Below are 24239 nucleotides of genomic sequence, written 5' to 3'. Positions count from 1 at the left end.
CGGCGGGCCGGCGGGACGGCGGGACTGCGGGACGGCGCGGTGCCGAGGAACACCGGCCTGACACCAGGCGTTCTCCCGCCCCACGCGGCAAGCATCCCTGGTGGAGCGGGAGGACCCATGCCGAACGTGATCATTTCCAACCCCACGGACGGGGCAGGCCGACCTGGGGCCCGATGTCAGGCGGGAGTCTGGGCGAGAGCGGCGTCGAGGCGGGCGAGGGTGCGGTCGCGGCCGAGCAGCTCGAGCGACTCGAACAGCGGCGGCGACACCCGCCGGCCGGTGACCGCGACCCGGACCGGGCCGAAGGCGTGCTTCGGCTTCAGGCCGAGCCCGTCGACCAGGGCCGAGCGCAGGGTCGCCTCGATGGCCTCGGTGTTCCACTTCTCCACCGCGGCGAGACCGTCGCGGGCGGCGGTCAGGGCGGGCCGGGCTGCGTCGGCCGAGAGCACCTTCGCGACGGCGTCCTCGTCGAACGGCACGACGCCGGGCGCGAACAGGAACCCGAGCATGCCGACGGCTTCGTCGAGGGCCGTCATCCGCTCCTGGACCAACGGTGTCGCGGCCCGCAGCAGCTCCACCGCGTCGTCGGGCACCTCCGCCGGAAGCACGCCGGCTGCCTGCAGGTACGGGGTCATCCGCGCGGCGAGGTCGTCCGGGGACAGCCGCCGCAGCCAGGTGCCGTTGATGGCCTCGGCCTTCTTCAGGTCGAACCGGGCGGCGTTGGAGTTGACCCGGGTGACGTCGAAGGCCTCGGCCATCTCGGTCATGGAGAAGACCTCGCGGTCCTCGCCGATGGACCAGCCGAGCAGCGCCAGGTAGTTCAGCAGGCCTTCGGGCAGGAACCCGCGCTCTCGGTACAGCGCCAACGACGACTCGGGGTCGCGCTTGGACAGCTTGCGGTTGCCTTCGCCGGTGACGAGCGGCAGGTGCGCGAACCGCGGCAGCGGTCCGGACGCGACACCGATCTCGCGCAGCGCCCGGTGCAGCACGAGCTGGCGCGGGGTGGACGACAGCAGATCCTCGCCGCGCAGCACGTGGGTGATGCCCATGAGGGCGTCGTCGACCGGGTTGACCAGCGGGTACAGGGGCTGGCCGTTGGCGCGGACCAGCACGTAGTCGAACAGGTTGAACCGGTCGACGGTGATCTCACCGCGGATGAGGTCGACGAACGTGATGTCCTGGTCGGGCATCCGCAGCCGCAGCACGGGCTGCCGGCCCTCGGCCTGGTACTGCTCCACCTGTGACGGGGTCAGGGTGCGGCACTTGCCGTCGTAACCGCTGGGCTTGCCGGCCGCGCGGGCGGCCTCGCGGCGCTCGTCGAGCTCTTCGGGCGTGCAGTAGCAGTGGTAGGCGTGCCCGGCCGACTGCAGCTGAGCCGCCACGTCCGTGTAGATGTCGTGGCGCAGCGACTGCCGGTAGGGCGCGTACGGACCACCGATGTCGGGGCCCTCGTCCCAGGACAGGTCGAGCCAGCGCAGGGCCTCGAGCATCGCCTCGTAGGACTCCTCGCTGTCGCGGGCGGCGTCGGTGTCCTCGATGCGGAACACGAACGTGCCGCCGAAGTGCCGGGCGAACGCGGCGTTGTAGAGGGCGGTCCGGATGACGCCCACGTGCGGGTTCCCCGTCGGCGACGGGGAGAAACGCACCCGGACGTCGCCGGGCGCGACGTCACCGAGCACGAAAGCGTCCGACGAGCCGGCGCCGTCAGTCACAGCAGATCACCTTGGGTTCTCGAAGTCATGGGTGGATGCACGGCAGGTTACCGTCACTCGGCCGCGACGACCGGGTTGGTCAGGGCGCCGATGCCCTCGACCGTGACGGCGACATGGTCGCCGGCGACGACGGGCCCGACCCCGGCAGGTGTGCCGGTGAGGATGACGTCGCCGGGCAGCAGCGTGAACGCGGCGCTGATGTACTCGATCAGGGTCGGCACGTCGAAGATCAGCTGCGAGGTCCGCCCGGCCTGCCGCTCCTCGCCGTTGACCCGGCAGCGCACCGCCAGGTCGGCCGGGTCGAGGTCGGTCTCGATCCACGGCCCGAGCGGGCAGAACGTGTCGAACCCCTTGGCCCGGGCCCACTGGTTGTCACGTTTCTGCAGGTCGCGCGCGGTTACGTCGTTGGCGCAGGTGTAGCCGAAGATGACGTCGCGGACCCGGTCGCGCGGGACGGCTTTGGCGATGCGCCCGATGACGACGGCCAGCTCGGCCTCGTGATGCACGTCGGCGGACTGTTCCGGCAGCACGATCGGGTCGTCCGGCCCGATGACGGACGTGTTGGGCTTGAGGAACAGCAGCGGCTCGGCCGGCGCCTCGTTGCCGAGCTCGGCGGCGTGCGCAGCGTAGTTGCGTCCCACGCCGATGACCTTGCTGCGCGGGATGACCGGCGCGAGCAGCCGGACCTCGGGCAGTGACAGCCGTTCGCCGGTGAGCTGGATGGAGCGGTAGAGCGGGTCGCCGTCCAGGACGGCGATGACGGTCTCGCCGCTCTCGTCCTGGCCCACGGCGCCGAAGCGGGAATCGTCCCCGGTGGTGAACCTTGCGATACGCACGACGGTGAGCGTATCCCCCATCCCCATGATCATCGGCTATAGGCCCCGTCATGGCGGGGTGGATCGCCGATGATCATGGGAGCGGTCAGACGAGCACCGCGAGGTTGTGGAAGGCCCGCCGCACCGTGGCGATGCCGGTGCCGTCGCGGCTGGGGTGCACCCGGTTGGTGAGCAGCACGAAGTACCGCCCGAGGCCGGGGTCGACGAACAGGCTGGTGCCGGTGACCCCGGTGTGGCCGAACGTGGCGGGGCCGACGAGGTCGCCGGCGGGTGAGCCGGTGTCGTCGTAGTCCTGCCAGGTCAGTCCACGGGCCTCACCGAGGTGGCCCGTGCGGTTGCGGATCATGGCCGCGAACGTCACCGGGTGCAGCAGTACGCGCTCGGTCGGGTTGACCAGCAGTGCGCGGCCCAGCCGGGCGAGGTCGTCGAGGCTGCCGAACAGCCCGGCGTGGCCGGTGACCCCGCCGAGCACCACGGAGTTCTCGTCGTGCACCTCGCCGACGACGACCCGGCCGCGCCACGAGCAGTCCTCGGTGGCGACGCACCGTTCCCGCTCGGCCGGACCGGGCCGGAACATGGTCTCGCGCAGTCCGGCCGGCTCGGCCACGTACGTCGCCACCAGCGCGTCCAGCGTCGACGACGCCCCCGCCTCGGCCATGAGGCCCAGCAGGATCAGCCCCTGCGAGGAGTACTCGACGGCCTCCCCCGGCTGCCGGCGCGGCGGTAGCGCCCTGGCCGACCTGCGACTCGAACACCAGGGTGTTCACGCTTCGCGTGAGAAGATCGGGAACCAGCGCTCTGATAATCTCGGCACGCCCTTCGCGCATCGGCTTGCGGCGGGTGAGGTAGACGGTTGCCTCGACCGGTTGAGCGCTGACGACGGAAAGGATCTTCCGGCGACGAGGATCGGACTCGTCGTTCATGTGGAGTCTGTCCGCTCCCCGCGCGACGAGCGATCTCATGGCGCGCCGCACATCATCCGCGTCGGCAGGCCGAAGCGTGACGACGCAGAGCAGGTACCCCTGCCGGATCGACTCGTCCGCGCAGGCGTGCAGCTGCATTGCCGCAGCGTACGGCGCACCACCGACAAACCCGCGCCCACGTGCGCCTACGCTGGGATGCGTGATTCTGGCCGAAGAGGAGTGGCGGGCGAGGCTGGCGGCGCACGAGGCACGCGTCGACGCGCTCGTCGGGCCGCACGTGGCGCGGCGCCGGGAGGGGCAGGCCCACCCCGTCCACGACTTCCTCTTCACCTACTACAGCTTCAAACCGGCACAGTTGCGCCGCTGGCATCCCGGCCGCGGGGTCGTCCTGGCCGGTGACCCGCCGCACGCCGCGTGGTCCGGCTACGTCCGGGGTCCCGACGGGGTCCGCGTCGCGCCGGGGGTGGCCGAGCGGCGCCACGCCACCATCGAGTGGGTGCACGCACTGCTGACCGCGACGGCATCGCGGCCGGCGCACACGGGCTGTTTCGGGCTGCACGAGTGGGCCATGGTCTACCGCACCAGGCCCGGTCAGGTGCGGCACGAGACGTACCCGCTGCGGCTGGGCCACGACGGCACCGACGCCGTCGTCGAGACACACCAGATCCGCTGCTCGCACTTCGACGCGTTCCGGTTCTTCACCGCCGAGGCCCGGCCGCGCAACACGCTCGCCCCGACCCGCGAACTGCAGCCGCGGCTGGAACAGCCGGGCTGCCTGCACGCGGGCATGGACCTCTACAAGTGGGCTTACAAGCTGGTGCCGATGGTGCCGTCGGAGCTGGTGGCCGACGCGTTCGAGCTGGCGGCGGAGATCCGCGAGCTCGACATGCGCGCCTCGCCGTACGACCTGTCCGGGCTCGGCTACGAGCCGGTGCGCATCGAGACCACCGAGGGCAAGCGTGAGTACGTCGAACGGCAGCGCGCCTTCGCCGAGCGCGGCGCCGTCGTCCGCGACCGCCTCCTCGCCGTGATCGACAGGGAGTTGGCACCCCTCCACGGGTAGCGACTCCCTGTCGATCACCCGGGGCGAGGGCTCAGCTCAGGGGACGCGGGCTAGCCATTCATCCGTACCGAACTTCGAGGCCACCAGGTCCTCGGCCAGCCGCAGCGTCTTGTCGTCGAGGCTGTCGTCGACCAGGCCGTAGCGGGACCGGAACGTCGACACCATCCGCTCGATGACCTCCGCACGCGGCAGACCGGTCTGCGAACGCAGCGGGTCGACCCGCTTGTTGGCGCTCTTCGTGCCCTTGTCCGACAGCTTCTCGCGCCCGATGCGCAGCACCTCGAGCATCTTGCCCGCGTCGATGTCGTACGCCATGGTCACGTGGTGCAGGACGACGCCGCCGGCCAACCGCTTCTGTGCCGCGCCGGCGATCTTGCCGGCCGGCGAGGTGATGTCGTTGATCGGCTGGTACGTGGCCTCGATGCCTAGCTCGCGCAGGGCCGCCACCACCCACTCGTCCAGGAAGGCGTAGGAGTCGACGAAGGACAGCCCCGACACCAGCGACTCGGGAACGTACAGCGAGTACGTGATGGTGTTGCCAGGCTCGACGAACATGGCGCCGCCACCGCTGATGCGCCGCACCACCGTCACGTCGTGCGCGGCCGCGCCGTCGAGGTCGACCTCATTGCGCAGCGACTGGAAGCTGCCGATGATGACCGCGTTCGACGCCCATTCCCACACCCGCAGCGTCGGCGGCCGCTCCCCCGCGCCGACCTGCTCGGCCAGCACCTCGTCCAGCGCCATCTGCAGTGCCGGCTCCTGCGGGCCTTCGTGCAGGAAGTGCCACTCGTGGTCGGTCCACGACGTCGCACCCGCCAGCGCCCTCCGCACCGCCACCGCGACCGCGTCGGCGGAGAAGCCGAGCATGACGACGCCGTCGCCGAGCACCGACTCCACCCGCGCGCTCAACTGCGCCGCGGTGGCGTCCGCCGACGCACCGGTGAGCGCCGCGTCGATGCGCTCCAGTGCGTCATCGGGCTCGAGGAAGAAGTCGCCGCTGACCCGCACGTCGCGCAGCACACCGTCGACCACCTCGACGTCGACGACCACGAGCTTCCCACCGGGCACCTTGTACTCACCATGCATGATCGGTCCAACCTCCGGCCGAGCCGCCCTGTTCCCCGCTACGCTCCGCCCATGCGAGCGTGGCGGTCGAACCCCGCGGCGGCCCGGTGGTGGCACATCGCGACTGTGCTGGTCATCGCCGCGTCCCTCGGCGTGCAACTGGTGCTCGTGATCCAGGGCACCAACGTCCTGGTCGAGGACGGCGAGGAGGCACCGGGGGCCGCGATGCGGGTGGTGAACTTCTTCAGCTTCTTCACCGTGCAGAGCAACATCCTGCTGGCCGCCGGCTCGGCCGTCCTGGCCAAGGACCCCGGGTTCGACGGCGGACGGCTCTGGCGGGTGGTGCGCCTCGCCGGGCTCATCGGCATCAGCGTCACCGGCGTCGTGTACGTGACGCTGCTGCGGGGCCTCGTCGACCTGGAGGGTGCCGCGGCAGTCACCAACGTCGGTTTCCATTACCTGTCGCCGCTGCTCGGTGCCATCGGCTGGGCGCTGTTCGGACCGTGGCCGCGGTTCGACCGGCGCGTCCTGCTGGTCAGTCTGGCCTGGCCGGTCGCCTGGCTGGCGTACACGCTGGTCCGCGGCGAGATCGTCGACTGGTATCCGTATCCGTTCATCGACGTGGGCGAGCTCGGCTACGCCCGCACCCTGGTCAACTCCGCCGGCGTCACGGTCCTCCTGCTCGGGGTTGGCTGGCTGTTCCTGACCGGCGACCGTAGGCTCGGTGACCGTGCCGGAACCCAGCCAGCTGACGAGCTACCTGACCGCCGCTGACCCCGATCCGGACGCCCTCTACGACGCGTTCACCACGTGGGCCGGTGAGCAGGGCCTCGAGCTCTACCCCGCCCAGCAGGAGGCGCTGATCGAGCTGGTCTCCGGCGCCCATGTCATCCTCAGCACCCCGACCGGCTCCGGCAAGAGCCTCGTGGCCGTCGCCGCGCACTTCGCCGCGCTGGCCGACGAACGGCGCACGTTCTACACCGCTCCCCTCAAGGCCCTGGTTTCGGAGAAGTTCTTCGCGCTGATCGAGATCTTCGGCGCGGCCAACGTCGGCATGATGACCGGCGACTCCAGCGTCAACCCGGGTGCGCCCATCATCTGCTGCACCGCGGAGATCCTGGCCAACATCGCGCTGCGCGACGGCGCGGCCGCCGACGTCGGCCAGGTGGTCATGGACGAGTTCCACTTCTACGCCGACCCGCAGCGCGGCTGGGCGTGGCAGGTCCCGCTGCTGGAGCTCACGAACGCCCAGTTCCTGCTGATGTCCGCGACGCTGGGCGACGTCGCCTTCTTCGAGAAGGACCTGGTACGACGCACGGGGCGCGAGGTCGCCGTCGTCATGTCCAGCCAGCGCCCGGTGCCGTTGACGTACTCGTACTCGCGGGAGGCGACGCACGACCTGCTGGCCGAACTGTTGTCGACGCATCGGGCACCGGTGTACGTCGTGCACTTCACCCAGGCCGCGGCGGTCGAACGGGCCCAGGCACTGGTCAGCGTGAACGTCGCCAGCCGGGCCCAACGCGACCGGATCGCCGAGGAGATCGGCGGCTTCCGGTTCAGCTCCGGGTTCGGCAAGGTGCTGTCGCGGCTGGTGCGCCACGGCATCGGCGTGCACCACGCCGGCATGCTGCCCAAGTACCGCCGGCTGGTCGAGCGTCTCACCCAGGCCGGCCTGCTCAAGGTCGTCTGCGGCACCGACACCCTCGGCGTCGGCATCAACGTCCCCATCCGCACGGTCGTCTTCTCCGGCCTGACCAAGTACGACGGTGTCCGGATGCGGCAGCTGTCGGCGCGGGAGTTCCACCAGATCGCGGGGCGGGCCGGCCGGGCCGGGTTCGACACCCTCGGCGAGGTCATCGTCCAGGCGCCGGAGCACGAGATCGAGAACGAGCGGGCGCTCGCCAAGGCCGGCGACGACGCGAAGAAGCGGCGCCGTGTGGTGCGGAAGAAGCCGCCGGAGGGCTTCGTCTCCTGGGGCGAATCCACCATGGAACGGCTCATCGCCGCCGAGCCCGAGCCGCTGACCTCCAGCTTCGAGGTCAGCCATGCGATGGTGCTCGGCGTCATCAGCCGCCCCGGCGACGCGTTCGCCGCCATGCGCAAGCTGCTCACCGACAGCCACGAGCCGCCGTCGCGCAGCCGAGCACACATCCGCAACGCCATCGCCATCTACCGCGCGCTGCTGGCGGCAGACGTGGTCGAGCGGCTCGATCCGCCGGACGAGACCGGCCGGACCGTCCGCCTCACCGTCGACCTGCAGCCGGACTTCGCGCTCAACCAGCCGCTGTCGCCGTTCGCGCTGGCCGCGTTCGATCTGCTGGACCCGGAGTCCCCGACGCACGCGCTGGACGTCCTCTCCGTCGTCGAAGCCACCCTCGACGACCCCCGGCAGGTGCTGTCCGCGCAGCAGCACAAGGCCCGCGGCGAGGCGATCGCCGCCATGAAGGCCGAGGGCATCGAGTACGAGGAACGCATGGAGCTGCTGGAGGAGGTCACCCACCCCAAGCCGCTGGAGGAGCTGCTGTCGGCGGCCTACGAGATCTATAGGCAGAGCCACCCGTGGGTGGCCGACCACGAGCTGTCGCCCAAGTCCGTCGCCCGTGACCTCTACGAACGCGCCATGTCGTTCGGCGAGTACGTCGCCTTCTACAGCCTGGCCCGCTCCGAGGGCCTGGTGTTGCGCTACCTCGCCGACGCCTACCGGGCGCTGCGCCAGACCGTCCCGGAGGACGCCCGCACCGACGACGTCGGCGATCTCATCGAATGGCTCGGCGAGCTGGTCCGGCAGGTCGACTCCAGCCTGCTCGACGAGTGGGAGGCGCTGCGCGACCCGTCGCCGGACGGTGTCGTCGCCGACGGGGCCGGCGCGCCGCCGGTCGAGAACACCCCCCGCCCGATCACCGAGAACCGCCGGGCGTTCCTGGTCGGCGTACGCAACGCGCTGTTCCGGCGGGTCGAGCTGGCCGCCCGGCAGAAGTGGTACGAGCTCGGCGAGCTGGACGGCGCGGCCGGCTGGGATGCCGACGCCTGGGCCGACGCGCTGGAGCCGTACTTCGACGAGCACGACGACATCGGCATCGGCCCCGACGCCCGCAGCGCCGCGCTGCTCATCGTCACCGAGCACCCGGACCGCTGGGAGGTCCGGCAGATCCTCGACGACCCCGCCGGGGATCACGACTGGGGCTTCACCGCCGTCGTCGACCTCGCCGAGTCGAACGCCGCCGGCCACCCCGTCGTCGCGATCACTGACGCCGGCCGCCTCTAGACCAGTCCCAAATGATCACGTCCACCATGGGTCCTCCCGCCCCACCAGGAATGCTTGCCCCGTGTAGCGGGAGAACGCCTGCCGTCGGCCGCCTGGCCGCGTGCGACGGTTGCCCGGCTGGAGTGTTGCCGTCGGGGCGCGTGACGCCGAGGCGCGGATACGGGCTGCGGCGGACCGATCGCACGGCTCGCGCCGTGGTACGCGATATCGCTCTCCGAACCGGGACAAACTGGAGCCTCGAGCGGTGAGTTCGCGTGCCAAGGTGCGCTGCGCGGTTCAGCTCAAGCGACTCCTTCCCAGGGCATGGGAGGACGCCTGCGGGGGTCCCCCAGCCAGCCGGGTCACCCCGCCCACATGCGTCGTCGCCGGGTCACGTACTGGGCCTTCAGGTCACGTCACTCGCCTCGGAGGCCGTACCGGACGGTGAAAACGCCAGAGTCCGGCCGCGTTGCGAGTGACGTGACCCGAAACGCTGCACAGTAGGCGCGGCAACCTGGTCTGTGAGCCACCACCGGGAACGACGATGTGAAGCTCGCCGAGTGTGCGACGAGGCAGGCGATCGGCTCCCCGGACGTGACGCCCACGGATGCGTCAGAAGAGCCCAAAATGATCACGTCCACCATGGGTCCTCCCGCTCCACCAGGAATGCTTGCCCCGTGTGGCGGGAGAACGCCCGGGTCGAGTCTCCACCCACCCACAATCAGCGTAGCGTTCGGATGCGTACGCCTCTGACCTTGTCGAAATCGCCTCGGTTTCGCGTTGCGAGAGCCAGGCCGTGCTCGAGCGCCGTCGCCGCGATGAGGGCATCCGGCAGCCGGACGCCACACTCCCGACAAATCCGTCCCGCACGCTCCGCCACGTCGCGGGTCACGAGCACCTCGCGGAACGGTGACAGCAGCCGGGTGACCGCCTCGGTGGCGGAGGTGCCCGCGAACAGCTCGGCACGGGTGACCACCGAGTAGTGCAGCCGGTGCTTTCCCGGCGCCAGTGCAGCGGCCCCGCGGAGATGGTCGATGAAGATGTCGGTGTCGACGAGGACGTCAGCCACGATCCCACTCGTCACGAGCTGGGTACGTGGCCTCGGGATCCGCTCCGAACGTGGACGCGAGCACCTCGCCGGACGCGACGACCTCCCGGTCGAGATACGCATCGAGCGCTCGCCGAACGACTTCCGCGAGCGTCACCCCTTCGGCGAGCGAAACCTCGTCGATGCGTCTGCGCTGCTCCTCCGTGAGGTAGATCTGAGTCCTCGTGGCCGACATACAGCACAGCATACATCAGCGGCGTTACCACCTGGGCACATCGGACTCCTGAGCGACCACAAGAACCCGCTGGAGAGGGGCAGCCCCTGGCAGGACGAACCGGACGATCCCGCCTGAGCCGAACGGCTGATCTTGCTCGACACGCAGGAATTCAGTGCGACATGCGGCGCGGAAAGTGACAGACTTCACGTTGTCAGCACCCCAACGAACCAAGCACAGGAAAGGACTGAGCGTGATCCGGGGGATCCTCGACCACGACCACAACGGCTGGCGGGTCGAACTGTACGACACCGAACCTCTGCGCCGCACCATCATCGAGATCGACGCACTCCCATCGTGGGCCGACGCCTCCGCCGTCATGACCAGTGCGTTCCGCCTCGTCAGCTGATTCCAGCCGGTCGCCTCAGCTGATCGCCGCGGCCCCCTGACGCAGCAGTCCGTAGGTGACGGCGTCGACGAGCGCCTCCCACGACGCCTCGATGATGTTGGCGCCGACACCGACGGTCTCCCAGGACGTCTTCCCGTCCGTCATCTCCACCAGCACCCGCGTCACCGCGTCGGTGCCGTGGGCCGCGTCGAGGATCCGTACCCGGAAGTCGATGAGCTCGAGCTTGTCGATCTCCGGGTACAGCGCGCCGATCGCGGTGCGCAGGGCGTGGTCGAGCGCGTTGACCGGACCGTTCCCCTCACCGGTCACGACGACGCGCTCGCCACCGGCCCGCAGCTTCACCGTCGCCTCGCTGACGGCGTCGCCACCGGGCCGTGACTCGGTGATGACCCGCCACGACTCCACGTCGAAGTAGCTCAGCCGCTGCCCCTCCGCCTCCGCGCGCAGCAGCAGTTCGAACGACGCGTCCGCCGCCTCGAACGTGTAGCCGGCGGCCTCCAGGTCCTTCACCCGCTGGGTGACGCGGGTGACCAGTTCGCGGTCGCCGGAGACGTCGAAGCCCAGCTCCCGGCTCTTCAGCTCGATGCTGGCCCGCCCGGCCATGTCCGACACCAGCAGCCGCATGTCGTTGCCGACCAGGCCCGGGTCGGTGTGCTGGTAGAGGTCGGGGTCCACCTTGATGGCGCTGGCGTGCAGGCCGGCCTTGTGCGCGAAGGCACTGGCCCCGACGTAGGGCTGGCGCGAGTACGGCACGATGTTCGTCAGCTCGGAGATGGCGTGCGCGATCCGGGTCGCCTCCGGCAGCGCGCCGTCGGGCAGCACCCGCATCCCGCGCTTGAGCTCCAGGTTCGCCACCACGGTCACGATGTCGGCGTTGCCGGTGCGCTCACCGGTGCCGTTGACGGTGCCCTGGACGTGGGTTGCCCCGGCGTCCACGGCGGCGACGGTGTTGGCGACCGCGCAGCCGGTGTCGTTGTGGGCGTGCATCCCCAGCCGGGCCCCGGTCTGCTCGGCGACCGCTGAGACGGTGGCGCGGACGTCGTCCGGGAGCATGCCGCCGTTGGTGTCGCACAGGACGACGACGTCGGCGCCGGACTCCGTCGCCGTCCGGACCACCCGCAGCGCGTACTCAGGGTCCGTGCGGTAGCCGTCGAAGAAGTGCTCACAGTCGACGAAGACCCGCCGGCCCTCGCCCACCAGGAAGGTCACGGTGTCGGCGATCATGGCCAGGTTCTCGTCCAGCGTGGTGCGCAGCGCGCGCTCGACGTGGCCGACGTGACTCTTGGCGACGAGCGTGACCACCGAGGTCTCGGCGTCGAGCAGCGCCCGGACCTGCGGGTCGTCGGCGGCTCGGCCACCGGCCTTGCGGGTGGCACCGAACGCCGCGAGCGTCGCCGTCTTCAACTCCAGCTCGGTGCGCGCCCGGCGGAAGAACTCCGTGTCCTTCGGCACCGCGCCCGGCCAGCCGCCCTCGATGAACCCCACGCCCAACTCGTCGAGGTGCGCGGCGATGGCGAGCTTGTCCTGCACCGACAGCGAGAGGCCCTCCTGCTGGGCGCCGTCGCGCAGGGACGTGTCGTACACGTGGAAGCGTTCGAGGTCGGTCACTGGTCGGTCCTCATCCTGGCTGTCTGACGAGCTGATGGGCTGGGCGGGGGCTGGGCTGGTGGGCGGACAAACAAAAAGACCCCTCGCGGGTGCGAGAGGTCTGCGCGCCTGGCATGGAGCTGGTGCCGGCGCGCCTACGAAATAATCAGACAGAGATTCATCGTCCAGCAGTATGGCACAGGTTCCCCGGTCGGTGCAGGTGGCATCCGCGAACCCGGTGGTCCGGCCGATCACGAGGCCGGCCATGTCCTGGCCGTCCGGCTGATCTCACCTGCGGGACCAAGCCGTGCTCCCGCTTCACCAGGCATGCATGGGTGGTGAAGCGGGAGCACCCCAAGTGGACGTGATCATTTGGTGGACGCCGGCGGTCAGACGATGCGGTGCATCCAGCCGTGCGGGTCCTCGGCGCGGCCGTACTGGACGTCCAGCAGCGCGGAGCGGATCTCCTGCGTGACCGGGCCGGGCTCGGCGCCGGTGGAGACGTCGCCGCCGTCCCAGGCGAGCCGTCCGATCGGGGTGACGACGGCGGCCGTGCCGCATGCGAACACCTCGGTGATGTCGCCGGACGCCACGCCTTCGCGCCACTCGTCGATGGACACCCGGCGCTCGTCGACCTTGTGGCCGCGGTCGGCGGCGAGCTGGATGATGGAGTCGCGGGTGATGCCCTCGAGGATGGTGCCGGTCAGCTCCGGCGTCACGATGGTGCCGTTGGCGTGCACGAAGTAGAGGTTCATGCCGCCGAGCTCCTCGACCCATTTCCGCTCGACCGCGTCGAGGAAGCACACCTGGTCGCAGCCGTGCTCGATGGCCTCCTGCTGGGCGACCAGGCTGGCGGCGTAGTTGCCCGCGCACTTGGCGGCGCCGGTGCCGCCCGGCGCGGCCCGCGTGTACTCGGCGGACAGCCAGATGTCGACCGGCTTGACCCCGGAGGAGAAGTACGCACCGGCCGGCGACGCGATGACGCAGAACGTCACCTGCTTGGCCGGGCGCACGCCGAGGAACACCTCGGAGGCGAACATGAACGGCCGCAGGTACAGGCTGGCCTCGCCGCCGGACGGCACCCAGTCGGCGTCGGCCCGCACCAGCAACTCGATGGCTTCGACGAAAGACTCGGCCGGCAGGTCCGGCAGTGCCATCCGGGCGGCGCTGGCGCGCATCCGCTCGCCGTTGGCCCGCGGCCGGAACGCCCAGATGGAGCCGTCGTCGTGCCGGTACGCCTTGAGCCCTTCGAAGATCGCCTGCGCGTAGTGGAGCACGGCGGTGGCCGGGTCGAGTGCCAGCGGCGCGTAGGGGCGCAGCCCGGCGTCGTGCCAGCCGTCCGGTGTCCAGGTGGCGGTGACCATGTGGTCGGTGAAGTTGGTGCCGAACCCGGGGCTGGCCAGGATCTGCGACCGGCGCTCGGCCGGTACCGGGTTCGACGCGAGCGTCGTCGAGAACTCCAGAGCCGGTGCGGTCGCTGCCATGGCGGGTGCTTCCCTTCGCGAAACTAGTTGGACGTCCAACCAACGCTACCGATCGTCGCTGTCCGCGTAAACGGTGCGTGGCCAACGACCCTCGGCGATCATCACCTCCCGCAGCACATCCGGCCGATCGGTGATGACCCCGTCGACGCCCGCACTGATCAGCCGGCGCATCGAAGCTGGGTCGTCGACCGTCCATACGATGAGGCGCAGCCCCAGGTCATGGGCGCCTCCGACCAGACGGTCGATGAATACCGGCAGCCTACCCCAGCGCAGCGGAACGTGCACGAAGCCACCGTTCGCCAGCCGCCGCGGCGCCGCGACCCGTCCGTGCGAGCAGGCCAGCCACGAGACCAGCGACCGCCAGCCCAGCGCGCACGCCAGCCCCGGGCCGAGTTCCGCGCGCAGCGCCGCCAGCCAGCCGTCCCAGGCCCCGGCCACACACACCCGGTCCACCGCCCGGGTCTCCCGCAACACACGGGCCAGCGGCCCGACCGCGGCCTCGTCCTTGACGTCGATCACGAACCGGGCGTCCGGGAACGCTGTCAGCACGTCGTCGAGCCGGGCCACCGGCTGCGTGCCCAGCACCGTCAGCCGGCTGACCTCCGCCCAGGTACGCCGCCGGACCGGGCCGTGTCCGTCGGTGACCCGGTCCAGCCGGGCGTCATGGAAGGCAAGACAGACACCGTCGGCGGTGACCCGAACGTCGGTCTCGAGGTACCGCAGCCCGAGCGCGTACGAACGCTCGAAGGCCACCAGGGTGTTCTCGGGTGCCAGGCCCGCCCCACCCCGGTGGGCGATGGCCAGCAATCGGGGTTCGGCTCCGTACCGCGACTCCGTCACGACCTCCACGGTGACAGGGCACAACGCGAAGATCGACAGCGAAGTGCCTGTTCGAGGCAGGGTTCATGGAGGATTCATCGGTGCGGCAACCGGCGGTGGCCGCTCGGTCAGCCGCCACCGCCGGCCTCGCCCGGTGCGTCCAGCGTCACGGCGGCGGTCACCGGCAGCCAGTGGCCGGCCAGGACCCCGTCGGCCACCCGGATGGACGGTGTCCCGTCGACGACGGCGCTGGCGTCGAACGTGGCGGCCGTGCGTTCGGCGAACGCGGCCGTCTGTTCACCGGACCGCACACCGTCCCCGTCGTACCTGACGCCGGTGTAGGTGCCCGGTTCGAGGGTGAAACGGCGCGGCGGGTCGTAGTCGTGCACGACGACCGGCCCCATGACGTAGCGCTGGCCGGCCCGCTCCTCCAGCCACCACCCGTCGTACGGTCCGCCGGACACCCGCAGGTGGATGCCGCGGCCCTCGATGCGCTGCCGTGTGTCGACGGGCGCGGATGAGGCGTCGTCGAGCTCGATCTCGCGATGCTCGGCGATCCTGCCGTCCCGCCCGAAGCGGTACAGCACGTGGGCGCCGGCGGCCAGCTGCATCGTGCCGCTCTGCGCCGGCGCCGGGAAGTCGGCGCGTAGCTCGTCGGCCATGGCGGCGAAGGCCACGTGTGCCGTCTGCCGGTACAGGGTGAGCAGCTCACCGATGTGGATCTGGTGGTACCGGGCGTTCGGCCGGGCGTGGAACAGCGAGTACTCGCTCACCCAGCCGGGCCGGCGGAAGCCGGTCTCGAACGTCTCCAGGACCGTGGTCAGGGCGCCGTCGTACAACTCCCGGGCCTGTGCGGACGCGGTCAGCCAGTGGTAGTCGTACAACCCCAGCGCGGCGAACATGTGGCCGTTGAGGACCCGAGAACTGCTGGAAGCCGGCCAGCGCGGATACTCCTCCAGCCACAGGCTGCCCGTGTCGTCGACCCAGGTCCCCCACGGCTCGTCCGGATGCGGCTCGACCAGGAAACCGGCGAACGTCGCGTCCGCGGCCTCCCGCCAGCGCGCGTCGCCGGTGGCGTCGGCCAGTCGCGCGAACAGGCTGAGCGCCTGTCCCTGCGCCATCGCCGAGTACCACGGCGCCTCCGCGACGTAGTCGACGTCACCCTGGACGGTGAAGTCGAACTGGTAGGGGAACCACCACGCCTGGCGCGACACGACCCGCCGGTGCACCAGCCGCTGCGCCTGCATGACCGCCCGGTCCAGGAAGAACGGATCGCCGGTCTGCTGGTAGGCGGTGAGGTTGCGCAACCCGTACTGGGCCTGCGCCACCGGGTGGTCGTGCAGGACGCCGTCCAGTTCGACCATCCGGACACCGTGCTCGTCGTGGTCGCCGTCGTCCTCGCGGCCGGCCGCCGAAGCGCCCGGATACGGCGGCAGCTCCTCGCCGAGGCGGAGGGTCAACCCGGTGATGGCGTAGTCGCCGTCGGGATGGTGGGCGCTTCCGGCGGTGGCGCCGTCGTCGTCGGGAACCCCACCCTCGCCGTCACCGGCCTCGTCGCCGGGCGGCACGTCCGGAGCCTCGGCGACGGCGCCGCCGTTGCCCGGACCGGAGCCCCGCTCCGGGCCCACCAGCCACCCCACGAAACCCGCCGCCACCGCGACCGCCACGCCGGCCGCCAGGACCGCCAACCGCCCACCCATGGGTGACTCCCTCCGTCACCGTAAGGACGCCACGGCCATGGGCCGCGGTTGCACGGGCGGAAGAGGCGGAATGGGCAGGAGCGTGCCGCACGGCGAGCCCGGGCGACGGACCGGTGTGCCAGCGGCCCGTCGCCCGGATTGCCCGGGCGGCACGTTCGCCCGGGCGGCACAGGGTCCGGGCCGCCGGCGCGCAGAACGCGCGCGGCGGCCCGGACTCGCCGGTTCCTACCTCAGGCCGGCTCGCACCGCGGCGGCCGTGCCACCGACGATGGGCAGCTCGATCACGCTGCGCCGGGGCAGGATCGAGATGGTCGCCCGGTTCGGGTCGGGCTGGCTGCCGTAGTCGCGGTAACTGCCGACGATGATCACGCCGATGCGGTGCCCGGCCGGGAACACGTAGTCCTCCGGCAGCAGCGGGAAACGCACGTCGTACTGCTGACCAGGCACCAGCGGGGTGGGCTGGCTGTAGTCGTCGATGTTGACGCCGTCGACGATGCCCTTGGTCACCACCTCGCGGTCGGTGAGCGCGACCCGCTTGTGCACCTCCTTGTAGCAGGCGTCCTCGGCGTAACCGCCCCAGGTCGCGGTCTCGCCCCAGCAGTCCTCGGCGGTGCCGGTGATGACGCCGTCGCCGGCTCGCTGGACCCGCTCGGCCGGACCGTAGTCGACGATGATCGCGCCGAAGTTGGTGTCGGTGGCGTCGACGGTGGCACTCAGCGAGATGTACGGCGTCCCCGACAGGTGCAGCGGTGCCTTCAGCGGCTCGGACACGTACGCGAGCCGGTTCGGCTGCACCGCCAGCTCGTTCGAGACCATGGTGCTCTCGCGCTGGTTGGGGTCGTCGACGAAGCTCAGCACCGGGTCCGACGGCCGGTTCGGGGTCACCGACAGCGACCCGGCGGCGCCGGCGTTGGGCTGCAGCCACAGGCGGGTCTCGCGGGAGCCGGGGATCGGCCAGTCGCCGGCGGTCTCCCACACGTCCGGAGCCCGCTCGATGTCGACCTTCGGCTCGTCCATGATGCCGTTGTCGATGTCGTGCAGCCAGTAGTCGAACCACCTGTGGATCTCGTCGACCCACTCGGCGCGGCGGAAGTCGAACGGGTCGATGTGGCCGGTCTGGGTCAGCCACAGCTTGCGCGGGACGTCGTGCTCGGCCAGGCCGTACCAGAGCTTGCTGAAGTGGTCGGGCCGGACGTTCTCGTCATTGAGTCCGTGCACCAGGAAGACACTCGCCTCGATCTTGTCCATGTCGCGGGTGAAGTCGCGGACGTGCCAGAACGGCGTGTAGTCGCCGTGCTCGTCGCCGTCGTTGGCCGACAGCCAGTCGCGCACCGGCTGGCAGTAGTCGCGCCGCTCCGGGTTGGTGACGATGTTGGCGAGGTAGGCGAGGTAGTTGTTGCCGCGCTGGACGACGCCGTTGCTGCGCGTGTAGTCGTAGTAGCTGGCGATCGCGCTGATCGGGACGATGGTGGTCAGCCCGTCCACGCCCGACACCGCGGTGCCGTTGGCCAGGGTGCCGTCGTACGACTTGCCGATCAGGCCGGTCTTGCCGTTGTGCCAGTCGACGACGACCTCGTCGCCGTCCTTGTCGACGCCGGTGGCGCGGCCGTTCAGCCAGTCGATGACGACCTTCGGCGAGAGGTTGTCCGATGCCTCGTGCACGGTCGGGCAGCCGGTCGAGTTGTTCGTGCCGATCATGTCCATGAGGACCACGGCGTAGCCGCGCGGCACGAAGTAGTTGTCGTAGAACAGCGGCCAGCGGTCCAGCAGGCCGTCGCCGTCCTGGTCCAGCTTCAGCTCGGACTCGTTGCCGCGGCCCAGGGTCGAGTAGTACGGGCTCGGGTCCATGACGACCGGCACCTTCAGGCCCTGCTCGCTGGCCGCGGGGCGCATGATGTCGACGGTGACGATGTCGAGCTCGCCGTCGCTGTCCGAGTCGTACGGCGACGTGATGAACACGCGCTCTCGGATGGCGTCGTCGTAGCCGAAGACGGGCTGGGTGACGCCGTTCTCGACGACGATGCCGGGCTCGGCGGCGATGTCGGGCTCGTCGGCGCCGGCACCGGCGCTGGTCGCGACCGCCGTCGTGGCGGTGATGGCGAGGGCGATGGGCACCGCGAGCAACCTGCGGGATCTGACCACGTGTGTCTCCCCTGTCCGAAGGAGTCCGAATTGTGCTATGTCACATACAACGGGTCCCGGCACAGGGGTGTCAAGATCGGCCACATGGCTACGGAGACGCGACACCGCCGCGGGCGCGCTGGCCCACGGCGGTGTCAGAGGTGTGAAACGCGCTGGTTACCCGCCTGTGACGCGGGCGGCGAGTGCGTCGCCGATGTCGGCGGTGCGCCGCTTGGCCGCTCCCCGCTCGCCGAGATCGGCCGCGACGGCGTCGACGATGCGCGCAGCCTGCTCGGCCAGTCCGAGGTGCTCCAGCAACAGGCTCACCGAGAGGACCGCGGCCGTCGGGTCCGCGATGCCCTGGCCGGCGATGTCCGGCGCCGAGCCGTGCACCGGCTCGAACATGGACGGCGCGGTGCGGTCCGGGTTGACATTGCCGCTGGCGGCCAGCCCGATGCCGCCGGTGATGGCCGCGGCCAGGTCGGTGAGGATGTCGCCGAACAGGTTGTCGGTGACGATGACGTCGAACCGGCCCGGGTCGGTGACGAAGAAGATGGTGGCGGCGTCCACGTGCAGGTAGTCGACGGCGACGTCCGGGTACTCCTGGCCGACCCGCTCGACGGTGCGCCGCCACAGGTGGCCGGCATGCACCAGGACGTTGTGCTTGTGCACGTAGGTGAGCTTCTTGCGCGGCCGCGCCTGAGCCCGGGCGAACGCGTCGCGCACCACCCGCTCGACCCCGAACGCGGTGTTGACGCTGACCTCGTTGGCGACCTCCTGCGGGGTGCCGACGCGCAGCGCGCCGCCGTTGCCGACGTACGGCCCCTCGGTGCCCTCGCGGACGACGACGAAGTCGACCTCACCCGGGTCGGCCAGCGGGGTGGCGACACCCGGGAAGAGCCGGGACGGGCGCAGGTTGACGTAGTGGTCCAGCTCGAACCGGAGCTTGAGCAGGAGGCCTCGCTCAAGAACGCCGCTGGGCACACCGGGGTCGCCCACGGCGCCGAGCAGAATGGCGTCGTGCTCGCGCAGCTCGCCGAGGACGCTGTCCGGCAAGGTCTCACCGGTTGCGTGCCAACGACGGGCGCCGAGGTCGTAGGTGGTGGTGCCGACCTTGACGTCGGTGCCCGCGAGCACGGCGTCGAGCACCTTCAGCCCTTCGGTGACGACCTCGTCGCCGATACCGTCACCGGGAATCACTGCCAAGTTGAGACTGCGCGACATGGTCCATTACCGTACGGCGGCTGTCCATATGATGGCACCAGCGTCCCGCCATCCGGACAGTCGCCGAGGTGGTGTGCTTACGGCGCTGGTCAGCGACCGGCCGCGCCGCCGTTGTCACGGCGATCCATTGCTTCCTGGATCGCGCTCTGGGTCTGCTGGGACTGGTCCTGCTGTTCGTCGCTCATGATCACACTGCTCCGCGGAGAGAACGGGGCGGCCAGCGGGGTACGCCGAACACCGCGACGAGGCGCCGGCCGTTATCGGACCCCGTCGCGGCAGCCAAGAATGCGTACCGCCCACTGCATGATGCGAACCACGCTACGCCCGCGACGTCATGACCGTCTCGCGAACTGGCTCCTTGTCCCGCACTCTGAGACAGCGCTTCCCCTGGCCCGGGTCACGGCGAACTTCCGCCGCACCAGGCAAGCATTCCTGGTGCGGCGGGAGCACCCATAGTCCACGTGATCATTTCCCGCCGACGACGGCGGGTGGTGTCAGCCGTCGAGGTCGACGCTGCGGCCCCACTCCGCGCCGACGGCGGCGACGATGTCGTCGAGGACCTGGCTCGGGATGGCCTGGTCGACCGTCATGGCCACCAGCGCCGGGCCGCCCTTGCCGTGCCGGCTGACCTGCATGCCGGCGATGTTGACGTCGGCCTCACCGAGCACCCGGCCGATCGTGCCGACCACGCCGGGCCGGTCGGTATAGCGGAGGAACGCCATGTGCTCGGCCGGGAGCGCCTCGATGTCGTAGCCGAGCACCTCGACGATCTTCTCGACGTGCTTCGGGCCGGACAGCGTGCCGGACACCGAGATGGCGCGCCCGTCGGCGAGCACCCCGCGCAACGTGACGAGGTTGCGGTAGTCGTCGGACTCCTCGTCGGTGACCAGGCGGACCTCGACGCCGCGGTCGGCGGCGATGACCGGGGCGTTCACGTACGAGACCGGGTCCTCGACGACGTCGGCGAAGACACCCTTGAGCGCGGCCAGCTCCAGGATCTTGACGTCGTTGGTGGTGATCTCACCACGGACCTCGACGTCGAGCTGGGAGGCGACGCCGCCGGCCAGCGCGGTGAAGATGCGGCCGAGCTTCTCGGCCAGCGGGATGCCGGGCCGGACGTCCTCGGCGATGGCGCCGCCCTTGACGTTGACGGCGTCCGGCACCAGCTCGCCGGCTAGCGCGAGCCGCACCGAGCGTGCCACCGAGATGCCGGCCTTCTCCTGTGCCTCCTCGGTGGACGCACCCAGGTGCGGCGTCACGACCACCGACTCGAAGTCGAACAGCGGCGATTCGGTGGTGGGCTCGGACGCGAACACGTCGATGCCGGCACCGGCGACCCGGCCCTCCTTGAGCGCGACCGCGAGCGCGTGCTCGTCGACGATGCCGCCGCGGGCGGCGTTGATGATGCGCACCGACGGCTTGACCTTGCGCAGGGCCTGCTCGCCGATGAGCCCGAGGGTCTCGGGCGTCTTCGGCAGGTGGACGGTGATGAAGTCGCTTTCGGCCAGCAGGTCGTCGAGCGTGACGCTGCGCACGCCCATCTGCGCGGCGCGGGCGGCCGGCACGAAGGGGTCGTAGGCGATGACGTTCATGCCGAACGACGACAACCGCTGCGCGACCAGGACGCCGATGCGGCCCAGGCCGACGATGCCGACCGTCTTCTCGTACAGCTCGACGCCGGAGTACTTGCTGCGCTTCCACTCGCCGCCCTTGAGCGCGTCGTTGGCCGGTGCGATGTTGCGCGCGGTGGCCAGCAACAGCCCGATGGCGAGCTCGGCGGCGCTGGTGATGTTGGACGTCGGCGCGTTGACCACCATGACACCGGCCTGGGTGGCGGCCTTGACGTCGACGTTGTCGAGGCCGACGCCAGCCCGGGCGATGACCTTGAGCTTCTTGGCCACGCCGATGGCCTCGGCGTCGACCTTGGTGGCGCTGCGGACGAGGATCGCGTCGACGTCGGCGATGGCCGGCAGGAGGGCCGCACGATCGGCGCCGTCGACGTGCCGGATCTCGAAGTCCGGGCCGAGGGCGTCCACGGTGGCGGGCGAGAGCTGTTCGGCGATGAGTACGACGGGCTTGGTCACGGTGGGATTCATCCTCCGGGTGTCGGGCTTGCGAGTGTGACGAGCGCGACACTGGGCCCGGGCTGCGACCGAGTGTAACGCCACGTAAACCCAAAGTGCACCCGCCGCTCTATATGTTGGTCTGTTCCGATTCCACCGGGCTCCCGTGTTTCGGCCAGGTTTCGCCACGCCATGCCGCGTCCCAGAACATCCACTCGAATCGGGTCGCCCGCGCGTAGGCCGCGTGCATCGCCTCGACGGTCCCGGGGTGGCGATCGGCCTGGTCGTTGGCGAAGCTCTCCGCCAGCCGGGTGTCCGCGGCGAACGCCGGGTCGCCGTAGGTGCGCAGCCAGGCCGCGTACGGGTGGCTGCCGTCGTCGCCGTCGAGAACGGTGACCAGCTCGCGGCCGATCTCGGTGTAGACGCGGAAGCACGGCAGCAGCCCGGCCAGCGCCACCCCGGCCGGGGCCAGCGCGGCGTCGGACTGCAGCGTGTTCACGTAGGCCAGGCAGGTGGGCGTGGGTTCCTCGTCGACGGCGTCGATGTCGCGCCCGTCGTCGGCCAGCAGTGTCGCGTGCAGCAGCCGTTCGGCGTCGACGGCGCCGGCGGCGAACCGGGCCAGCGCGGCGGCGTGGGCCGGCTCCGGCCAGCGGGCCGCCGTCGTGGCCAGCGCGCGGGCGTAGCGGGACAGGTAGTGGGCGTCGTCGACGATGTATCGCAGGAACACCGTCCGGTCGAGGGTCCCGTCGGCGAGGCCGGTGAGGAACGGGTGCCGGCGGATCGCGTCGTACCAGGGGCGGGCGGCGGCCCAGGCGTCGGCGGAGAAGTTCACGCGTCCACCTCCGTCGTCGCCGGGGCCCACCAGGCGTGGAAGTGGTGCACCGGGCCGTGCCCGCCGCCGACGTGGAGCTGGTCGGCCGCGCGCAGCGCCTCGGTCAGGTAGGCCTTGGCGTCGGCGACGGCGTCGCGCAGGGAGCGTCCGTGCGCCAGCCCGACGGCGATGGCCGAGGAGAAGGTGCAGCCGGTGCCGTGCGTGTTCGCCGTGCGGACCCGGGGCACCCGCAGCTCGACCGTGCCGTCGTCGTCGACCAGGACGTCGACGGCGTCGGGCCCGTCGCCGTGCCCGCCCTTGACGACGGCGGCCGGTCCCAGCGCGTGCAGGTCCGCGGCCGCGGCTGCCTGGTCGTCCGGTGTGACGGTGGCGCGGCCGAGCAGCGTCGCCGTCTCCGGCAGGTTCGGGGTGACGACGGTGGCCAGCGGCAGCAGCCGGTCGCGGATCGCCTCGACGGTGGCGTCGTCGACCAGCCGGTCCCCCGACGTCGCCACCATGACCGGGTCGACCACGACGTTCGGCACGGCGTAGCGGACGACGGCGTCGGCGACCGCCTCGACGACGTCGGGGCCGCCGAGCATGCCCGTCTTGACCGCCCGCACGTCGAGGTCCTCGAACAGCGGCGCCAACTGCTCGGCGACGAAGGCGCCCGGCACCGGGAACACCCCGCTGACGCCGCGGGTGTTCTGTGCCGTCAGTGCCGTGATGACCGCTCCGCCGTAGGCGCCGAGCGCGGAGAACGTCTTGAGGTCGGCCTGGATGCCCGCCCCACCGGACGGGTCGGACCCCGCCACCGTGATGACCGTCGGTGTCGCCATGTGCTGCCGTCAGCTCCTCCCGCCGGGAGGGACGCCGACACTTCGCCGCACGGTGGCTGCCGGGGTGGTGCTGAGGTGCTCCGGCCGTGCGGCACCGTCTCGGTCTCCCTGCGCCGGCATGACCCGGATCAGGTTCGGCGGGTGTGATCTCAGCCCTCGCGGGCACCCCGGCCGATCGGTACGCCACCGATCCTAGACTGCTCCGGATGGAGCTGGACGAGGAGTACCTCTGGCGTGGGCGGCGGGTGCGGTGGGGACGGCGCGGAAGCGGCCCGCCGGTGGTGTTCTGCCACGGGACGCCGTGGTCGTCGGCGTTGTGGGCGCCGTTCGCCGACGCGTTGAGCGCGCGGTACACCGTCCACCTGTGGGACATGCCCGGCTACGGCCACTCGTCGAAGGACGCCGAGCACGAGGTGTCGCTGGCGGTCCAGGGCGAGCTGCTGGCCGGCCTGCTCGCGCACTGGGGCCTCACCGGCGACGACGGCGCACCGGCGCCGCACGTCGTCGCGCACGACATCGGCGGCGCCGTGGCCCTGCGGACCCACCTGCTGCACGGCGCTCCATACGCGTCGCTGGCGCTGATCGACGTGGTGGCGCTGGCGCCGTGGGGGTCGCCGTTCTTCCGGCTGGTCCGCGAGCATGCGCCGGTGTTCGAGGCGGTGCCGGCGGCCATGCACGAGGGAATGCTGCGCGCCTACGTCTCCGGCGCGGCGTACCGGCCGTTGGACGACGACACACTGGGGATGCTGACCCGGCCGTGGCTCGACCCCGTCGGGCAGGCCGCGTTCTACCGCCAGATCGCCCAGGCCGACCAGGCGCACACCGACGTCCTCGAGCCGCTGTATCCGTCCCTGGACCTGCCGGTCCTGGTCGCCTGGGGCACCGAGGACGCCTGGATCCCGGTGGACCGGGCGCACCGGCTGGCCGCGGCGATCCCCGGGGCGCGGCTCGAGCTGGTCGAGCAGGCCGGGCACCTGGTGCAGCTGGACGCCCCGGTGGCGCTGGCCGGCGTGCTGCACCGCTGGCTGCCCTCCTCCCCTTGATCATCAAGACTTGATACGCCCCGGGCCGGGTCAA

Annotated in this window: 19 protein-coding genes, 1 pseudogene and 1 riboswitch; of the genes and pseudogenes, 5 read left to right on the top strand and 15 right to left on the bottom strand. The window is 70.9% G+C overall.

The window, feature by feature from the left end:
• Positions 1-176 precede the first annotated feature (176 nt).
• The 3 genes and pseudogenes from gltX to JIAGA_RS28615 form a co-directional block, all read right to left on the bottom strand.
• The gene (gene gltX / locus JIAGA_RS0109250) at positions 177-1712 is read right to left on the bottom strand and encodes a glutamate--tRNA ligase (RefSeq protein WP_026875442.1); all 1536 of its coding nucleotides are present in this window, start codon (positions 1710-1712) and stop codon (positions 177-179) included.
• Positions 1713-1765: 53 nt separating this feature from the next.
• A complete protein-coding gene (locus JIAGA_RS0109245; RefSeq protein WP_026875441.1) occupies positions 1766-2548 on the bottom strand; it encodes a fumarylacetoacetate hydrolase family protein in 783 nt (260 codons plus the stop codon).
• A gap of 85 nt (positions 2549-2633) precedes the next feature.
• Positions 2634-3278, bottom strand: a pseudogene (locus JIAGA_RS28615) (serine hydrolase domain-containing protein); the annotation flags it as partial.
• 392 nt (positions 3279-3670) lie between these two features.
• On the opposite strand from JIAGA_RS28615, the gene JIAGA_RS0109235 reads away from it, so the two are divergent.
• Positions 3671-4534, top strand: a complete 864-nt coding sequence (locus tag JIAGA_RS0109235; RefSeq protein WP_026875440.1) for a hypothetical protein — start codon at positions 3671-3673, stop codon at positions 4532-4534.
• 36 nt (positions 4535-4570) lie between these two features.
• Here the strand turns inward: JIAGA_RS0109235 and lplAB are convergent, their stop codons facing one another.
• The gene (gene lplAB, locus JIAGA_RS0109230) at positions 4571-5620 is read right to left on the bottom strand and encodes a lipoate-protein ligase LplAB (RefSeq protein ID WP_026875439.1); all 1050 of its coding nucleotides are present in this window, start codon (positions 5618-5620) and stop codon (positions 4571-4573) included.
• A gap of 51 nt (positions 5621-5671) precedes the next feature.
• Between lplAB and JIAGA_RS0109225 the strand changes: the two genes are divergently transcribed.
• Positions 5672-6373: a Pr6Pr family membrane protein gene (locus JIAGA_RS0109225; protein ID WP_026875438.1), complete on the top strand. Its 702-nt coding sequence runs from the start codon at positions 5672-5674 to the stop codon at positions 6371-6373.
• Entirely contained in the window at positions 6324-8864 is a 2541-nt protein-coding gene (locus JIAGA_RS0109220) for a DEAD/DEAH box helicase (protein WP_245597139.1), read from the top strand. Before JIAGA_RS0109225 ends, JIAGA_RS0109220 begins: the two co-directional genes overlap by 50 nt.
• A 700-nt stretch (positions 8865-9564) precedes the next feature.
• Here JIAGA_RS0109220 and JIAGA_RS0109215 read toward each other — a convergent pair.
• Entirely contained in the window at positions 9565-9912 is a 348-nt protein-coding gene (locus JIAGA_RS0109215) for a type II toxin-antitoxin system VapC family toxin (RefSeq protein ID WP_035812315.1), read from the bottom strand.
• On the bottom strand, positions 9905-10126 hold the full coding sequence (locus JIAGA_RS34450) for a ribbon-helix-helix domain-containing protein (protein ID WP_035813793.1): 222 nt from the start codon (positions 10124-10126) through the stop codon (positions 9905-9907). The genes JIAGA_RS0109215 and JIAGA_RS34450 overlap by 8 nt, the downstream gene beginning before the upstream one ends.
• Positions 10127-10358: 232 nt before the next feature.
• On the opposite strand from JIAGA_RS34450, the gene JIAGA_RS34445 reads away from it, so the two are divergent.
• Complete coding sequence (locus JIAGA_RS34445) at positions 10359-10514, top strand: hypothetical protein (protein WP_157552930.1); 156 nt, start codon at positions 10359-10361, stop codon at positions 10512-10514.
• A gap of 15 nt (positions 10515-10529) precedes the next feature.
• Here the strand turns inward: JIAGA_RS34445 and cimA are convergent, their stop codons facing one another.
• The 9 genes from cimA to thiD all read right to left on the bottom strand — a co-directional run bounded on the left by cimA (position 10530) and on the right by thiD (position 23162).
• Positions 10530-12122 carry a citramalate synthase gene (gene cimA / locus JIAGA_RS0109200; RefSeq protein WP_026875435.1) on the bottom strand — a complete coding sequence of 531 codons (1593 nt, stop codon included), beginning with the start codon at positions 12120-12122 and terminating at the stop codon, positions 10530-10532.
• Positions 12123-12490: 368 nt separating this feature from the next.
• Positions 12491-13585, bottom strand: coding sequence for a branched-chain amino acid aminotransferase (locus JIAGA_RS0109195; protein WP_035812313.1), 1095 nt, complete (start codon positions 13583-13585; stop codon positions 12491-12493).
• Positions 13586-13630: 45 nt separating this feature from the next.
• Positions 13631-14425, bottom strand: a complete 795-nt coding sequence (locus JIAGA_RS28605) for a glycerophosphodiester phosphodiesterase family protein (protein WP_035813791.1) — start codon at positions 14423-14425, stop codon at positions 13631-13633.
• 107 nt (positions 14426-14532) lie between these two features.
• The gene (locus JIAGA_RS0109185; protein ID WP_026875433.1) at positions 14533-16104 is read right to left on the bottom strand and encodes a D-glucuronyl C5-epimerase family protein; all 1572 of its coding nucleotides are present in this window, start codon (positions 16102-16104) and stop codon (positions 14533-14535) included.
• A gap of 225 nt (positions 16105-16329) precedes the next feature.
• A complete protein-coding gene (locus tag JIAGA_RS0109180; protein ID WP_035812311.1) occupies positions 16330-18246 on the bottom strand; it encodes a Xaa-Pro dipeptidyl-peptidase in 1917 nt (638 codons plus the stop codon).
• A 156-nt stretch (positions 18247-18402) separates the two neighbouring features.
• Entirely contained in the window at positions 18403-19449 is a 1047-nt protein-coding gene (locus tag JIAGA_RS0109175; RefSeq protein WP_026875431.1) for a 3-isopropylmalate dehydrogenase, read from the bottom strand.
• 494 nt (positions 19450-19943) lie between these two features.
• Complete coding sequence (serA, locus tag JIAGA_RS0109165; protein ID WP_026875430.1) at positions 19944-21545, bottom strand: phosphoglycerate dehydrogenase; 1602 nt, start codon at positions 21543-21545, stop codon at positions 19944-19946.
• Between the two features lie 97 nt (positions 21546-21642).
• Positions 21643-22344 carry a TenA family protein gene (locus tag JIAGA_RS28600; protein ID WP_051425899.1) on the bottom strand — a complete coding sequence of 234 codons (702 nt, stop codon included), beginning with the start codon at positions 22342-22344 and terminating at the stop codon, positions 21643-21645.
• A complete protein-coding gene (thiD, locus tag JIAGA_RS0109155; protein WP_026875429.1) occupies positions 22341-23162 on the bottom strand; it encodes a bifunctional hydroxymethylpyrimidine kinase/phosphomethylpyrimidine kinase in 822 nt (273 codons plus the stop codon). Before thiD ends, JIAGA_RS28600 begins: the two co-directional genes overlap by 4 nt.
• An 87-nt stretch (positions 23163-23249) precedes the next feature.
• Positions 23250-23342: riboswitch (TPP riboswitch) on the bottom strand.
• 26 nt (positions 23343-23368) lie between these two features.
• Between thiD and JIAGA_RS0109150 the strand changes: the two genes are divergently transcribed.
• A complete protein-coding gene (locus tag JIAGA_RS0109150; protein ID WP_026875428.1) occupies positions 23369-24205 on the top strand; it encodes an alpha/beta fold hydrolase in 837 nt (278 codons plus the stop codon).
• The last annotated feature ends 34 nt before the right edge of the window (positions 24206-24239 follow it).

Origin of the sequence: Jiangella gansuensis DSM 44835 (genome assembly GCF_000515395.1) — a bacterium.
GTDB lineage: Bacteria > Actinomycetota > Actinomycetes > Jiangellales > Jiangellaceae > Jiangella > Jiangella gansuensis.
Note: the sequence above shows the minus strand (reverse complement) of the source record. Positions and strands in the feature narration are given on the sequence as shown.